At 42.5% G+C, this 16,398-nt stretch carries 16 protein-coding genes; 10 read left to right on the top strand and 6 right to left on the bottom strand.

The genetic code is table 11. The features are described from left to right. The first annotated feature begins 306 nt into the window (after positions 1–306). From trxA to ACP69U_RS10595, 3 genes are all read left to right on the top strand, one after another. Positions 307–633: a thioredoxin gene (gene trxA / locus ACP69U_RS10605; RefSeq protein ID WP_426138510.1), complete on the top strand. Its 327-nt coding sequence runs from the start codon at positions 307–309 to the stop codon at positions 631–633. A gap of 526 nt (positions 634–1,159) precedes the next feature. Then, positions 1,160–2,428, top strand: coding sequence for a transcription termination factor Rho (gene rho, locus ACP69U_RS10600; RefSeq protein ID WP_055125334.1), 1,269 nt, complete (start codon positions 1,160–1,162; stop codon positions 2,426–2,428). Positions 2,429–3,007: 579 nt separating this feature from the next. Beyond that, positions 3,008–3,247 (top strand): hypothetical protein, encoded by a 240-nt coding sequence (locus tag ACP69U_RS10595; RefSeq protein ID WP_055125335.1) that lies wholly within the window; start codon positions 3,008–3,010, stop codon positions 3,245–3,247. A gap of 184 nt (positions 3,248–3,431) precedes the next feature. Here the strand turns inward: ACP69U_RS10595 and ypfJ are convergent, their stop codons facing one another. After that, the gene (ypfJ, locus tag ACP69U_RS10590; protein ID WP_201502829.1) at positions 3,432–4,322 is read right to left on the bottom strand and encodes a KPN_02809 family neutral zinc metallopeptidase; all 891 of its coding nucleotides are present in this window, start codon (positions 4,320–4,322) and stop codon (positions 3,432–3,434) included. Between the two features lie 520 nt (positions 4,323–4,842). Here ypfJ and ACP69U_RS10585 point away from each other — a divergent pair. Then, positions 4,843–5,199 carry a hypothetical protein gene (locus tag ACP69U_RS10585; protein WP_426138509.1) on the top strand — a complete coding sequence of 119 codons (357 nt, stop codon included), beginning with the start codon at positions 4,843–4,845 and terminating at the stop codon, positions 5,197–5,199. A 234-nt stretch (positions 5,200–5,433) separates the two neighbouring features. Here ACP69U_RS10585 and ACP69U_RS10580 read toward each other — a convergent pair whose 3' ends face one another. The 5 genes from ACP69U_RS10580 to rpmI all read right to left on the bottom strand — a co-directional run bounded on the left by ACP69U_RS10580 (position 5,434) and on the right by rpmI (position 10,571). Further along, a complete protein-coding gene (locus tag ACP69U_RS10580; RefSeq protein ID WP_045445928.1) occupies positions 5,434–5,733 on the bottom strand; it encodes an integration host factor subunit alpha in 300 nt (99 codons plus the stop codon). A 247-nt stretch (positions 5,734–5,980) separates the two neighbouring features. Continuing rightward, entirely contained in the window at positions 5,981–8,395 is a 2,415-nt protein-coding gene (gene pheT, locus ACP69U_RS10575) for a phenylalanine--tRNA ligase subunit beta (RefSeq protein ID WP_426138508.1), read from the bottom strand. A gap of 71 nt (positions 8,396–8,466) precedes the next feature. Beyond that, positions 8,467–9,522: a phenylalanine--tRNA ligase subunit alpha gene (gene pheS / locus ACP69U_RS10570; RefSeq protein WP_045452443.1), complete on the bottom strand. Its 1,056-nt coding sequence runs from the start codon at positions 9,520–9,522 to the stop codon at positions 8,467–8,469. 344 nt (positions 9,523–9,866) lie between these two features. After that, positions 9,867–10,223: a 50S ribosomal protein L20 gene (gene rplT / locus ACP69U_RS10565; protein ID WP_025651520.1), complete on the bottom strand. Its 357-nt coding sequence runs from the start codon at positions 10,221–10,223 to the stop codon at positions 9,867–9,869. A gap of 150 nt (positions 10,224–10,373) precedes the next feature. Further along, positions 10,374–10,571, bottom strand: a complete 198-nt coding sequence (gene rpmI / locus ACP69U_RS10560) for a 50S ribosomal protein L35 (RefSeq protein ID WP_010197866.1) — start codon at positions 10,569–10,571, stop codon at positions 10,374–10,376. 598 nt (positions 10,572–11,169) lie between these two features. Here rpmI and ACP69U_RS10555 point away from each other — a divergent pair. From ACP69U_RS10555 to ACP69U_RS10530, 6 genes are all read left to right on the top strand, one after another. Continuing rightward, a complete protein-coding gene (locus ACP69U_RS10555) occupies positions 11,170–11,613 on the top strand; it encodes an acyl-CoA thioesterase (RefSeq protein WP_426138507.1) in 444 nt (147 codons plus the stop codon). 113 nt (positions 11,614–11,726) lie between these two features. Further along, entirely contained in the window at positions 11,727–12,575 is an 849-nt protein-coding gene (gene hisIE, locus ACP69U_RS10550) for a bifunctional phosphoribosyl-AMP cyclohydrolase/phosphoribosyl-ATP diphosphatase HisIE (protein WP_426138506.1), read from the top strand. 209 nt (positions 12,576–12,784) lie between these two features. Then, positions 12,785–13,027, top strand: a complete 243-nt coding sequence (tatA, locus tag ACP69U_RS10545; RefSeq protein ID WP_060491960.1) for a Sec-independent protein translocase subunit TatA — start codon at positions 12,785–12,787, stop codon at positions 13,025–13,027. Between the two features lie 41 nt (positions 13,028–13,068). Beyond that, complete coding sequence (gene tatB / locus ACP69U_RS10540) at positions 13,069–13,764, top strand: Sec-independent protein translocase protein TatB (RefSeq protein ID WP_426138505.1); 696 nt, start codon at positions 13,069–13,071, stop codon at positions 13,762–13,764. After that, positions 13,764–14,648, top strand: a complete 885-nt coding sequence (gene tatC, locus ACP69U_RS10535; protein ID WP_426138504.1) for a twin-arginine translocase subunit TatC — start codon at positions 13,764–13,766, stop codon at positions 14,646–14,648. The genes tatB and tatC overlap by 1 nt, the downstream gene beginning before the upstream one ends. Before the next feature lie 218 nt (positions 14,649–14,866). Then, on the top strand, positions 14,867–16,366 hold the full coding sequence (locus ACP69U_RS10530) for a UvrD-helicase domain-containing protein (RefSeq protein ID WP_055125342.1): 1,500 nt from the start codon (positions 14,867–14,869) through the stop codon (positions 16,364–16,366). Positions 16,367–16,398 lie beyond the last annotated feature (32 nt).

The following is a 16,398-nucleotide window of genomic DNA, read 5'->3' as shown; positions in this document are numbered from 1 at the left end:
AAAACTCACCATGCATTATGAATCAACAGTTCAGAACATCTGCCATCTTGAGCAAAAAATACAGACAGTAGTATCAAGTGACGGATAAAACCATGCCTGTGTCGTTATGTGTCGATTTATTGTGCTAATCGTAATTGTTAAACAATTTAACCAGCCTGCATCTGTTAACCCTGAGCAAACATGTTAATATAATGGCACATTTTGACCACTTCTAAACGCTTCTTTGGTCACTCATCATTCTATTATGCAACAAATATATAAGTTGATGGATGGCGATAGAAATAATAAAACAAGAGAGATAAAATTATGTCAGACCTTATTGTTAATACTACCGATGCAAACTTTGACCAAGATGTATTGCTATCAGATGTGCCAGTATTGGTAGATTTCTGGGCAACGTGGTGTGGTCCTTGTAAAGCAATCGCCCCTATTTTAGAAGATCTAGCCACTGAGTACCAAGGCAAAGTTAAAATTGTTAAAGTTGATGTGGATAACAACCCACAAGCAGCAAGCCGTTTTGGTATCCGTAACATCCCAACGCTATTTGTATTCAAAGGTGGTGAAAAAGTTGACTCAGTAATGGGTCTACAGCCAAAAGCTGAATTGGCAAAAGTGCTAGATAAGCATCTATAAGTTCTGACTTGCTCGCTTTACATGAGCATTATACAAAGACGGTAACACTGTCGAAGAAGCCATTATCTCACGTAGATAATGGCTTTTTTGCTTATTTTTTATGCAAAAAACTCAATTAGACAACTTTTTTGGCAAAATTTATTGACAATACTATTATGAAAACCGTATAGTCTGCTGACAACAGAAAACTAACGGTTTTCTTAAGTGTCTTATCGCTATTCTCCTCGTGTTTATCAACAAAAACACAATCGTCGTTATAAACACCATTGCTGAACGAAATGACTGAACACAATTACTGATATTGAGTTTTTGACGCAGACTCTTATGTAGCCTTCTTTATCCTTATTTCTTATTACCTTGCATAAACGAGTGCAATTCGTATATAAGCTGACACGTAACATCCAAACTACATAAATCCAGCTCTGTGCACGCACCCTCTATCGCCACACTATCGTTGTTTTAATCACTGTCGTGACTTGTGCTGCTAATGGCATCTCTCATCTGATCAATTGCTAATGACCTATCTATGAATCTTACTGAATTAAAGAAAAAATCAATCGCTGAGCTATTGGCCATCGCCAAAGAAATGGGTCTTGATAATATGGCACGTAGCCGTAAACAAGACATCATCTTTGCCATCCTAAAAACCCATGCGCGTAACGGTGAAGCCATTTATGGTGACGGCGTACTTGAGGTTCTTCCGGATGGTTTTGGCTTTTTGCGCTCATCAGAAGGCTCATATTTAGCCGGTCCTGATGACATTTATGTCAGCCCTAGCCAAATTCGCCGCTTTAGCCTCAAGACGGGTGACAGTATCGCTGGTACGATTCGCCCACCAAAAGATTCTGAGCGTTATTTTGCGTTATTAAAAGTTGGTGAAATCAACTTTGACACGCCAGATCGTTCACGTCATAAGCTTATCTTTGAGAACCTGACACCCCTATTTCCAACTGAGCATTTAAAACTTGAGCTTGGTAATGGAACTACTGAGGATCTGACTGGTCGTATCATCGACCTAATCGCTCCGATTGGTAAAGGTCAGCGTTCTATCATCGTCGCGCCGCCAAAAGCGGGTAAAACGATGCTGCTACAAACCATCGCTCAGTCGATAACTCGTAATAATCCTGAATGCTACTTAATCGTCCTATTGATTGATGAGCGTCCAGAAGAAGTCACCGAGATGGTGCGTACGGTACGTGGTGAAGTGGTTGCATCAACCTTTGATGAGCCGCCACAGCGTCATGTACAAGTCGCTGAAATGGTCATCGAAAAAGCCAAGCGCTTAGTCGAGCACAAACAAGACGTGGTTATTTTACTGGATTCGATTACCCGTTTAGCACGTGCTTATAACACGGTCATACCATCGTCAGGTAAAGTGTTGACGGGTGGTCTGGATGCCAATGCTCTAGAACGTCCAAAACGTTTCTTTGGTGCGGCGCGTAACGTGGAAGAAGGTGGTAGTTTGACTATTATTGCCAGTGCATTGATTGATACTGGTAGTAAGATGGATAGCGTTATTTTTGAAGAATTTAAGGGAACGGGTAACCAAGAGATTACGCTTGAGCGTGACTTGGCTGAAAAACGTGTATTCCCTGCGATTAATATCAAAAAATCTGGTACACGCCGCGAAGAGCGTCTATTGGACGAAGATAAGCTGCGTAAAGTATGGATTTTACGTAAACTGCTTCAACCGATGGATGGCGTACAAGCCACTGAGTTCTTATTGGATCGCCTAAAAGAAGCGAAAACCAATGATGAATTCTTTGAGCAAATGAAGCGTAAATCACAGAACTAATGATAGATCCGTGCTGCTTTCTCAGACTCAATAGATAAGCCACTTAAGTAGAAAAGACCGCACTCGTGCGGTCTTTTCGTTTTGTATTCATTTTTTATATATTCAGGCATGTCCTGAATTTAAAAATGGCAATAAAAATGAGAACATATCTTAATACCTAACGATTAAACGCCAAAAGTACGTTTTTTAAAAACAGTTAGCTTACTATCAATATAAATACAATAACCCTAAGCAAAACCCCTACCAACGATACAGTGGAGAAACATCCTTTACAGGCTATTTGCAAAGCTTAGCGCTTTTACTACGCCTAGAAATTATTATATGGGTTAGTATAGGAGCCAGTATAGATATACTCTGCTATCACGTTTTGATAGCAGTATAATTTCGAGATATTTAACATCCTTGATGTAATCCTTACTAATGCAGACCTTTGTATGTCTTGCGGTAGCACAATAGATTATTCTAAGATACTTGCCCAAATATTTTAATACAGCTTACTATCGGTATTAAAATCAGTGGTAATAAAAATATCGTATTTTGATTTTGATAAACTAACTTGATAACCTAACAGGTGATACTATGAAATTTGCTAAAACTATCGCAATGACTGCTCTTACTAGCTCTGCCCTTATCATGGGTGGCTGTGCAACTAACGGATACAATAGTGGCTTGAGCAATACCGCTAAAGGTGCTGCTGCCGGCGCTGCTGCTGGTGCACTTATTAGAAGTGGCGGCGACAGCAAAGACATCGCTCGTGGCGCACTTGGTGGTGCTGCAGTAGGTGGCGCTGGTGCTTACATTCTTAACAACAGCAGATAATCGCTAAATGATTATTTGGTGCTATCAAGACCGTTTTTAAGCATTTCAACTGTGTGTATTTTAAATTCATTAAATATGTCTAAAACGCTCTGAAATACAAAAAGCCTGCAATCGATATTGCAGGCTTTTTTGTTTCTAACTCATGAGTTGAAAGTAAATCCGCTTATCATGATATCCAGTACACTTATAGCGCGCCGCTAAAAGTATCACAAGACTGCACGTTGCCACTTTCCAAACCACGAGTGAACCACTGAACACGCTGCTGACTGGTGCCATGAGTGAAATTATCAGGTACGACTGCTCCACCGCTAGCGCGCGCTAAACGATCATCACCGATTTGACCAGCGGCATTGATGGCCTCATCGATATCACCTGCCTCCAAAAACTGTACACGCTCTTGGTTACGTTGTGCCCAAACCCCAGCAAAACAATCAGCTTGTAGTTCTTGTAGTACTGATAGCTTATTGGCTTGTGCACGAGTGACTTGACGGCTGGCTTCATTAACTTGCTGACTGATGCCTAACAAAGTCTGTACGTGGTGACCAACTTCATGCGCAATAACATAAGCTTGCGCAAAATCGCCCGCTTTACCTTGATTATCTTGGTCGCCAGAGCCTTGCTTATCACCCGTTATACCGAGATTTTGGCGCATTTCTACAAAGAAAGATTTGTCTAGATAGACAGTCTGATCGCCTGGGCAATAAAATGGGCCCGTCGCGGAGCTAGCACTGCCGCAGGCTGAGCTAACTTGACCATTGAAGAGAATCAATGATGGCTCCTGATAGGTGCTGCCTGCTTCTTTGAATATTTGATGCCAAACTTCTTCAGTATCAGCCAAGACTACTTTGACAAACTGCGTATCTCGATCGTTACTTGTCGCAGGTTCGGTAGCGGCACTGTTATTGCCAGCGCCTGCTACTACTTGACCCGTCTGTAAAGCGGTCATTGGGTTTACCCCAAATACCAGCCATAAAATGCCAGCAATAATAATTCCACCGATACCACCGCCTATCATTTTGCCGCCACCACTACTGGTGCGCACATTGGAACTGCCGCGTCTACCTTGCCATTTCATTGTTTCATTCCTCAAATATACGATATATATATTGCTACTCGTATTGATGATTTTTTATATAGTGTAATTTTGACTCAATTCTTTATTTTTTTGATCAAATCCGATTTCTGATACGTAAGTAGTGCCAAAGTATTTTTGATAAATTCTACTTTACTGGGCTCTTGATATCGCACTAATCAAGACATTTAATGACTATTAAACTCCTAATAGATACAATAGATGCTTAAAAACATAGTAGAAATCAAGACATCGAATAAGTCATCAGAATAGGGTGATGTCATTGATTATACGTCTATTAATTTGGCTCGTTGTATTAAAAATTATAACGAATAAGTGATGTAAAACACTATTTACAATTTTATTGTTACTTAATTGTACAGCCTATTTCTATTTATATAGAAATCCTATAGAATGCGTGAAAGCTGAGTAGCTGTAACTAAGACTAGTTGAATTCTGAGAAATCTCAGCTTTCAACCTTTTTTGCTGCTACTGATCATTTCATTTTCCCGGAGAAAACCTTATGAACTTAAAATTACTTGCTCTAGCTGGTATCATGACTGCAACTATGGGCCTTACTGCCTGTGACAGCAACAAAGAAAACGCTGCTGAAGATTTATCTGACGCACAAGAAGAAGTGCAAAATGCATCAGAAGAGCTAAACGAAGCTGCTGCTGAAGGCGAAGTAACTGCTGATGCTGACGCTGCTGTTGCTGAAGCTGAAGCTGACATCGCTGATGCTCAAGTTGCTACTGCTACTGACGAAATCGATGCTGAAGTACCTGTAGACGGTACTACTACTAGCGTTGACGTAGCTAGCGAAACTCCAGCTGTAGACGCAGCTGACGAAGTTGTAGTTATTGAAAAACCAGCTCAGTAATTTTATCGTTTATATGATAGAAATACTGTAGTAAAAAAAAGAGAGCCTAAGCTCTCTTTTTTTGTGCGTGTCATTTACCATCGTTCATGGTTATTCATAGTTATATATGATATTTAATGTCTCTGATCAGATGTAGATCAACCATCTCACATTAATAATAAAGCGCAACTTTAACAACCATCATGAAGTCATGATATATTTATATATTCAGTTTTATATGATTGACAGTTACTGCTACTCGTCAAATAGACGCTCATCAACTTGTTGACGGAATTTTTGCCCTGTTTTGAAAGTCACCACGCGGCGTGCTGATACGGCGACTGGCTCCCCTGTCTTAGGGTTGCGACCTGGACGGCTATTTTTATCTTTAAGCTCGAAGTTGCCAAAGCCTGAAAGCTTGACCTCTTTGCCATCAATTAAACTCTCTGACAATTCATCAAAGAAATTCTCTACCAAACAGCGGCCTTCTTGGCGTGTTAGGTCAAGATGACTCATCAAATGCTCAATCATGTCAGATTTGGTTAAGGTGCTCACAGTACGACTCCTATGCTATGTCGTGATGTCGAATATCATGGTTTAGCGGTATGAGGGTTAATGCTAGTTATTATAAAGGTTTTCAAACCTCTTTTTAACAAAGACTGCTTTAAAATCCTTTATTAATAACCACTTAACTATTTTTATGAAAAAAAATTTTATAAAATCATAATTCTTATAAATAGCAATGCCCTATAGCCTCTTGAAGAGTGAGGCTACAGAGCATGTCTATGATAAGAGTTATATGTTAGCTGTCACGCAACTTTGCAGCATGTTGCTCAGTTAGTGCTTGCACCACTTTGTCAGTCGCGGTTTTAATGGCGTCATCAGATAGCGTTTGTGCATTGTCTTGCCATATTAGCGCAAAAGCTAATGAGCGCTGACCAGCTGGCACGTTGTCGCCTTGATACACATCAAACAACCACAGATCAGCCAATAGCTCACCAGCTGCCGCGCGTATCGTCGACTCTAATGTCTGTAAGCTGATCTCGCTGTCTACTAAAATGGCAATATCACGGCGTACTTGTGGAAATTTGCTTGGGGTGGTAATGGTATGCTGCTCACGGGCAAGGGTCAGTAATGGCGCAAGTGATAATTGAGCAACCCACGTAGCTGGCAAATCTAACTGCTTAGCCGTGTTAGGATGCAATTGACCCAACCAACCGATATATTCATCATCAATATAGAGCTTGGCACTTTGACCTGGATGCAAGAAAGCAAGCTCACTGCGCTCATAGCGAATACGGGCGCTATCCATTTGTGCAGGTAATAACTGCTCAATATCATGCTTAAGATCATAAAAGTCTAACGCACGGTTTTGATACGCTTGCTCGTCCCAGACATCGCCAACTGCTACTAACGCAATACTTGGTGTCTGCACCAACTCACTAATACTTTGACCAACAAAGCTAAGCCCTGTTTCAAAGAAACGAACGCGTGGCTGCTGACGATTGAGATTGTACTGCACGCAAGGCAATAAGCTAGATAGTAAAGTACGGCGCATCACGGCTAAGTCACTAGAGATAGGATTGGCCAGTGCCAACACTTCTCCTAGGGCTTTATCATCGAGCAATGCTTCTATTTTGGCATCGCTAAAGCTAAAGCTGATCGCTTCCATATAGCCATTATCGACCAATGCCAGCTTCATCTCATGGGTTAAATCTGCGGTATCGTCATAATCCATGCTGACTTGCAAATGCGGCAACACGCTTGGAATATTGTCATAGCCATAGATACGCGCAATTTCTTCGATGAGGTCTTCTTTGATACTCATGTCAAAGCGATACGATGGCGGCGTGCAAATCAGGCTATCGGCTTGCTGCACTACCTCAAAGCCTAATTGGGTCAAAATACGAACCATCACTGCTGGCTCAATCTCAATACCGATGACATCACGAACTTTAGCAATTGGTAAAGTGATCGGTGCGCGAGATGGTAAATGCTCACTGCTTTCTGCTTTTACTATTTGTCCGGCTTGCCCACCAGTAATGCTCGTAATCAAATCAACAGCACGCGCTAAAGCAAGCTCTGGTAACTCAAAATCGACACCACGCTCAAAGCGTTGTGAGGCATCGGTATGCAAACCAAAACGACGTGCGCGTGCGGCAATAGCAAGCTGACCAAAGAAAGCGCTTTCTACAATAATATTGGTGGTACTATCAGTGACACTACTACGCTGACCGCCCATGATTCCGGCAAGTGCAAGTGCGCCTTTATCATCAGCAATGAGCAATTCATCACCGGTTAAGGTAATGGTTTGCTCATTCAACAAAGTAATCGTTTCTTCAGGTTGTGCCAAACGCACAACGATATCGCCCTCGATAGTATCGGCATCAAACGCATGTAGCGGTTGACCCAACTCCATCAATACATAGTTGGTCACATCAACCAAAAAATTGTGCGAGCGTAATCCTGATTGAACCAGCGCATCTTGCATCCACTTTGGGGTGTCGATACCACGATCAATATTGCTGATTGATTGTAGTAAATAGCGTGGGCACGCTTCAATTGCACTAACCGTTACCGCTAGCGTAGCAGTATCAGCACCGTTATCAGTAACTACCACATTGGTAGGAATCTCAGGCAGCTGCATTGGCAAATCATTGATAACTGATATTTCGCGCGCAATACCGCGTACACTAAAGCAGTCACCGCGATTTGGGGTGATAGAGATATCTAATATCTGATTGTCTAAACCTAAATACTCACGAATATCCATACCAATCGGTGCATCTGCTGGCAATTCGAGCAGACCATCGATGCTATCGATTAAATCAATTTCAGACGCGCCGCAAAGCATACCGTTAGAGTCGACACCGCGTAGGTTACCGTTTCTAATTTCAAAACCTGCACCATTATCAGAAGGCAAAATGGCACCAACGGTCGCAACGGGTGCTTTCATACCAACGGTGACATTGGGTGCGCCGCAGACGATTTGTAACGGTTCAGCTGCACCAATATTAACCTGCGTAACGCGCAGTTTATCGGCATCTGGATGCTGCTCGACGCTGATGACTTCACCGACGACCACACCACTGAAGGCACGGGCAACCGCATAGCGATCATCAATCTCAAGTCCTGCCATCGTGAGTTGTTCGGCCAATTGCTCACTGCTATTGTTGGGGTTTACCCATTGACGTAGCCACTGTTCGCTAATTTTCATAAATATCTCAGATCAGAATTTTATAATAAAGGTTTTGGAGTAAAGGTAGAGGTATTATTGAATAATAAAATCTAGCCAAACTGCTTTAAAAAGCGTACGTCATTTTGGAAAAACAAGCGCAAATCATCGATGCCGTAATATAACATTGCGAAGCGCTCAATCCCCATCCCAAAAGCAAAGCCAGTATATTTTTCAGCATCGATACCGCAGTTGGTAAGCACCTGTGGATGTACCATACCGCAGCCCATAACCTCAAGCCATTTACCATTATCATCGAGGATATCCACTTCAGCTGACGGCTCAGTAAATGGGAAAAATGATGGGCGGAAACGTACAGTCAGCTCTTTGGCAAAAAATGCTTCCAAGAACTCACTAATCAGACCCTTTAGCTCAGCAAAAGTGCTCGACTCAGTGACCATTAAACCTTCTAGCTGATGGAACATCGGCGAATGCGTTTGATCCGAGTCATTGCGATAAACACGACCTGGGCAAATAATGCGAATAGGCGGTTCATTCTTTTCCATGGTGCGAATCTGCACAGGACTGGTATGCGTACGCAGTAGATAATGCGCATCAAAATAGAAGGTATCGTGCATTGCGCGTGCTGGATGATGCGACGGAATATTAAGCGCCTCAAAGTTATAATAGTCGCTTTCGACTTCAGGACCAGTAGCAACGTTAAAACCTGCTTGGATAAAATACTGCTGCATACGCTGGGTAATCATGGTCACTGGATGCAAATGACCTTTTTGACCACCGCGAGCAGGCAAGGTGATATCAATACTTTCGCTTGCAAGCTTAGCATTTAGTGCAGCCACTTCTAGCTGCTGCTGCTGCTCTGTCAACGCCTCTTGAATACGGCTACGGACTTGATGTAACCAGCCGCCGTAGGTCTTTTTATCGTCGCTGCTGAGTTTACCCATCTGCTTTGACCAGCCAGTTAATGGGCTCTTTTTACCGGTCAATTGCACACGCAAATCCTGCAACGCACGCACATCGGTTACTTGTAGAACCAAGGCTTCAGCGGCACTGGCCAACTCATTTAGCTGAGCTTCATTAAGCTCGCTTAGCTCTGTGGACAAGGTCGGTAGCGCCGACAAATCGGTGGTAGCAGCAGGGGTAGTCATAAGATGCATTCTTCCTGATTTAAACGGACTATTAATAATAGTGATTGGTAATTGTAGGGATTTGACCAAATATTGCAAACCATTTACCCAGTTATTCAAAAGTAATACCAGTGATATGAATGGCTTGAATATTTAGACGATGATAAAAGCTATCTCAACAAAGCATATTTAGCACTAGTGCTCAAAAAATGCGGTAACATTAGATGATGTGATATAAAAAAAGCCACCGACCAGCGGTAGCTTTTATTAATATCATACTATTAATCAATATTATCCCTGTCCATATAGATAACTACTTGTAAATTCTGACTAAACAAGCAGCAACCCTAAAGGAAGGTTAATATTTATGCTAATGCCGCTTTTGCTTTTTCAACCAACGCTGTGAAAGTCGCTGCATCATGCATAGCGATGTCAGCAAGTACGCGACGATCGACAGTGATGTTAGCCAATTTCATGCCATTGATAAAGCGGCTGTAGCTTAAACCGTTTAAGCGTGCACCAGCATTGATACGTGCAATCCAAAGACGACGGAAAGTACGTTTTTTGTTGCGACGGTCACGATAAGCATATTGACCAGCTTTGGTCACTGCTTGTACCGCTACGCGGTAAACACGTGAACGGGCACCGTAGTAGCCTTTTGCGCGTTTTAGGATTTTTTTGTGACGACGATTCGCCTGTACACCACGTTTTACACGGGCCATAAATTACTCCAAGATTTCTTTAATCATTATTAAACGAATCACGATGTCATCGAATAGTAGACATCGCTATCAGATTGCAAAGTCAGATATTTTTAATCCAGTCGCCATAAATTAAACAGCGCTTCATTAAAGCTAAATGACGATAGCCTACTAGATGTATGGGCACATGCGACGAACTGCTGCTTCGTCAGACTTGTCCACCATCTTTAGACCGCGCAACTGGCGAATACGCTTAGCTGATTTCTTGGTCAAGATATGGCTTTTGTTTGCTTGCTTACGCTTGAAGCCGTTCGCTGTTTTTTTGAAGCGTTTAGCTGCACCGCTTCTGGTTTTCATCTTAACTTTCATGATGATTTGCCTCTTTGTCTTTGATAGAACCTGGTCGTCAAATAGTTAATAACGAATAGTGGCTGTAAAAACACCCACTAAACCTCTATTTGCCTCGAGGTGGGAGGCGGTATTTTAGCAGATAATGCGCTGTTTTGCCAAGGAAACTTTTACACCTCGCCTAGGGCGTGTCCTCAATCTGAACGAAAGCAAATAAATGGACTGAAAACGGTTAAATTTTGCCAAGCTAAGTCAAATAGTTGATTCATATCTCGATATTATTTGCGCTATTTTCCCTTTTTGACGGCAATTTATATCATTCTTATCATCATTTTTAAAATGAGGACACGCCCTAGTAGGCATGACAGTGGATAATGGGTATGAGCCCATTTATAAAGATTTTAGTCAAAACACTCATAAAACTGCGGATTTACCGCCAAATAGATTGAATGTCAGCTTAAGCTGTGCTTAAGTAGAGACTGAACCTTATTATAAGCTGAGCGCTAATAATACAAAGTTATTTATCACACTTATCGAGCGTCTACTGTACGATGATGACGCTACCAACCTACACTATGATTAGCAGCACTCATAGCCTGTAATCAATCTAGGAGATAACGTGTCAAAACAAGAATTAGACTTTGATAACGACATATTTGTCTTTGAAACAGTGATGCGTGTGCGTCATATTGAGCTTGATATGGCTCAGTACCTGACGCTCGAATCATTGACGGCATTGCTATGTGAGGCGCGGCAAAGATTTTTTTACTCTAAAGGTATTAAAGAGATCGATGCAGATTATCACGGTTTAATTATCGATGAGTTACAGCTAAGTATTGTCAGTCGCATACGGGCGCGTGAAGAGCTATTATTTGAAGTAGGCGTTGAGCCGTTATACGATAAGGGTGGCACTATAGTGATAAAAATCACCCGTATGCATAATGGAGAAACAGTAGCCAAGGCGCGGCAGCATTTTGTCAATTATGACTTTCGCCTCAATAAATCGATTGCACTTGATAAAATTATGAAAGAAGCGCTGTACCCACATCTCTACAGGATTTGATATTGAGGACATGCCCTAACACCAACCGCTTTTTTATTCAGACCATAAATAGAATCCGTTACGATTCACTTATTCCCCTTTGATTTCTATATAAATAAGAAGACAGATATATTATGACTTTACCTGCTTGGCTGGCTGCCATAAAATTTAATGATGATGGTTTGATTCCTGCAATTGCTCAAGATCATAAGTCTGGGCGTATTTTGATGATGGCTTGGATGAATGCCGAAGCACTACAGTTAACCGCGCAAACACAGACAGCGGTTTATTTTTCGCGCTCACGTGCCAAATTGTGGCATAAGGGCGAGTCATCGGGTCATACTCAGACCGTACATGATATTCGCTTGGACTGTGATGCAGACGTGATTGTACTTAGTGTCACTCAGGCTGGCGGTATCGCTTGCCATACTGGTCGCGAATCTTGCTTCTATCAGCGTTTAGATTTGTCGGGCCAAACGCCGGAATGGCAAACCGTCGATAAGGTATTAAAAGACCCTGCTGATATTTATCATTCAAGCGACGCAGAAAAAGCCACTCCTGAAACTAAAGAGACGCAGGCTCACGATGTAATCCCTTCAGATGCCAATCACAGTCACCATGACACTACTAACCGCTCTATTTTGCAGCAGCTTGACGGTGTATTGGCAGAGCGTAAACAAGCGGATGCTGATAGCTCGTACGTGGCAAGCTTATACGCAAAGGGTTTAAATAAAATTCTAGAGAAAGTTGGTGAAGAGAGTACTGAAAGTATCATTGCCGCCAAAGATTTTGCCAATTGCGACGAAAATAGTAATAAAGCGCAATATGATGACGCTCGTCACGAGCTTATCTATGAGGTGGCCGATGTCTGGTTTCATACATTAGTAGGACTGGCGTGGTTCGATATTGAGTCGGATGCGGTATTAAACGAGCTAGGTCGACGTTTTGGTCTATCAGGTATCGATGAAAAGGCGGCGCGATAGTTTCTAAAGGCGGCGCGATAGTTTCTATAAGCTTGGCGATTGCCCTGTTTGATTATTGTTGATTTCACCTTTTTGTCACAAGTGCAGGTTATAATATAGCTCTGTTTTACTTCGCATTGTATGCCAAGGCTGTTTATTGAGTATAACGATATTCGATACACCCAAAGTAGGCATACAAAGACTGAAAACCAAGACACAAGGATACCTTTATGGGTAGTTTTTCTATTACGCATTGGCTGATTTTATTGGTGGTAGTGGTGGTCGTATTTGGCACCTCAAAGCTTAGAAATGCTGGCAAAGATTTGGGCGGCGCAGTCAAAGGCTTCAAAGAAGCGGTCAAAGACGAAAATACTGAGCATGTTAAAAAGCATGTGGTGCTCGATCATGATGGCAATGCACACACTGAAGAGCGCCCAACAACCACCAAGGTTGATGACACGCATAATGTATAGCCTCTAGACAGTGACCTTTTATACAATGACATCGGAACATTATGTTTGATATCGGCTTTTCTGAACTACTCCTCTTTGGTGTTATCGCCCTAATCGTCTTGGGCCCAGAAAAACTGCCACAGGCAGCGCGTACCGCTGGGCAATGGTATGCCAAAATTCGCCGCACGGTATCCACCCTGCAATCTGAAATCGAAGCTGAGCTTGATTTGGCAGAGACCCGCCAGCTTATGCAAAAAGAGCTGGCCAAAATTCGCCAGACTGAAGCAGATATGAGGCGTGAGATGGCGGAGATGCGCGGCAGTATGCAAGAGTTTGAATCCTCGCAAAACCAGCATTTAAAAGCATCGCGTGATCCAGGCAATGACAATACGCCTAGTCAAAGTAGTCAAGCCAGTAGTGAGAATGATGATAATCGACCAGTGCAGCCAAAAGCGTTTGACTACGCCTATGACAGTAATAGACAGGCTGAGAAACCAGAAAGCCCTGAACAGTCATCGGCACAAGGTGATAATGATAGTCCAAAAACTGACTGTAACGATAGCGCCAATCCAGTGTCTCAAACCATCACAACTAGACCGTGGGAAAATATGTGGTTTCGTCTTGGTGCTTATGATAAAGCGCGTCGTTTGCCGCAACCGCCCTACTTACCAAATTATAAAGCCGATATCTTACTAAACAGCCATATAGACAGTCCTTTACCTAAACAGGCTTCTGTTCATGAGCAGGAGAGTCATTAGTGGGCTTATTTAAACGTAAAAAAAGCCGTCAAGAAAAAGTCGCGGATTCAGATATTGAGACCTCAACAGCTACCATTGATGGTAATGTCGACAGCAATACTGAGGACTCTGGCGATATCTTAAGCTCACTTGGTGATATGCCTATTACTGAGCACTTAATTGACCTACGTCGTCATTTGATTAAGATATGTGTTGCCGTACTGGTCATATTTTTAGCCTTGGTCGGATTTTCACGCGAGCTCTATGATTTTTTGTCCAACCCATTGGTTGCTCAGTTACCTGCCAACGCAACGATGATCGCGACGGATATCACTTCCAACTTTATGGCACCGATACGCCTGACTGTTTTTGTCGCAGCATTCTTTGCAATGCCCTACATTTTGTATCAAATCTGGTCGTTTGTCGCACCCGGTTTATATAAAAAAGAGAAAAAAATCGCCATTCCCGTTTTGATGTCCTCTATATTTTTATTTTATGCGGGTGTGGCTTTCTCTTATTTTATTGTCCTCAAAGGCGTTCTCAAATTTTTTATTATGTTCGCGCCGCAGAACGTCTTGCCAATGACCGATATCGATAGTTATTTAAGTTTTGCACTCAAACTCTTTATGGTCTTTGGTATAACCTTTGAGATTCCAGTCGTCACCTTGCTATTGATATTGACTCGCGTCGTCTCCATTCAGAGCTTAGAAGATAAACGCCGTTATATTATTGTCGGCTGTTTCGCCGTTGCTGCGGTCGTGACACCGCCTGATGGGGTGTCGATGTTGATGCTCGCCATTCCGATGTGGTTGTTGTTTGAGCTAGGATTGTTTTTAGCGAAAATTTTAATTAAAGAAGAGCACAGCCCTGCTTTAGCAAGCGATACAGGGTTAAATAAAGAATAACATCACTTATCAGATACTTATTCCAAAAACAGCCAACGCGCTAATCTGTTACTATAACCTGCTGATTTCCACCTTTATTTTCTATGAATTTTTGTATTATTGTCATGTGCGCTTGCGAGAATTTTGCAAGTGCACATGATGAGTCAGCCATTGTCTATGCAGTGGCTTTTTTTACCCCCGTCATTTTTGATCCGTTTTACTCTTTTAGGTAATTTTTTATGTCCGCATCTATGCCAGCTTATATGAGCGATCCCACTGATGAGCAGCTGAGCGCGCTTAACATGGCGATGGATCACAAGTCATTTAAAGTGGTGGCTTATGCGGGTGCTGGTAAGACGACGACCTTAAAACTGATTGGTGAGCGTTTGCGTGGCCGCGGCTTATACTTAGCCTTTAACAAAACCATTGCTAATGATGCACGCTCAAAGTTTCCACCGCATGTAGAATGTCGCACCTTTCATTCGCTTGCTTATCGGCATGTCGCCCGTGATATCACTGCTAAGCTGTCGTTGCCGCGTTTTTCACCCAAGCGTTTGGGTGATGATTTGGGTTTGCAGCCCGTCCAAGTACGTCGGCAAATGGATGGTATAAACAAATATATCACCCTCACCCCAGCCCGACTGTCGCGATTCGTCAGTGATGCTGTCAGCAATTTTTGTAGTACCCATGCCAGTTATCCTGCACCTAGACATATATTATTTCCCAGCTGGCTCGATGATTCTGATGCCGAGCAGCTGCGCGAAATGCTCTATCCAGCCGTCGAGCAGCGTTGGCTACAGTCGATTGATGCGCGCCATCCCGCTGGTATCGGGCATGATATTTATCTGAAACTTTGGGCACTGTCTAAACCCAGTATTCCCGCTGATTTTATTTTGTTTGATGAAGCCCAAGATGCCGATCCCTTGATGATGGGAATTTTGACCCAGCAGCCACGGCAAGTGATTTATGTGGGTGACGCTCATCAGCAGATTTATGAATGGCGCGGCGCAGTCAATGCGATGAAAAAACTGCCCTTACCGCAAACCTTATTGACGCAGTCGTTTCGTTTTGGCGAACCGATTGCTGAGATTGCCAATACTTTGCTCAAAGCATTGCAAGAAGACGTCCCGTTAAAAGGCAATCCTAATAAGCAGTCTTCTACTGATAAGGGTATGGTACATAGTAAAAAAGATGCCATCCTTTGCCGCACTAATGCCGCCGCAATGTCGCAATTATTAACTGGTTTAAAATTAGGTCATAGGGTAGCGCTACAAGCCGATACCGATCGTATGCTTAAATTTTGTCAGGCAGCTGAAAATTTAAAGAATGGTAAATCGGCGTATGGCGTACCCGAACTGGCATATTTTTATAATTGGGGCGATGTGCAAGAGTATTCTGAAACCAATGAAGGCAGTGATCTAAAAACACTGGTGAAACTCGTCGATGATCATGGCACCAATGTCCTGAGCCAAGCGGTCAATAGTTTGACCAGTATCGAAAATGCTGATTATGTTATCTCCACTGCCCATAAAGCGAAAGGGCTCGAATGGGGAAAGGTACAGCTGGACGATGACTTTTATTATGATGTGACGACCAATGCGGTCAAAATAAGCCCTGAAGAGTTGCGTTTGCTCTACGTCGCTTGCACACGTGCCCAGAGCAATTTGGACATCCATAATATTAAAGACTTAATATCAGGTTTGCAGACAGGTAAAAAAGTGATTTTTGGTAATACTTAATTTTTCTCAGTTAGTCACTCTCTGTATTTGCC

This window comes from Psychrobacter sp. TWR1-1-1, assembly GCF_049895865.1.
Classification (GTDB): Bacteria; Pseudomonadota; Gammaproteobacteria; order Pseudomonadales; family Moraxellaceae; genus Psychrobacter; species Psychrobacter immobilis_A.
Note: the sequence above shows the minus strand (reverse complement) of the source record. Positions and strands in the feature narration are given on the sequence as shown.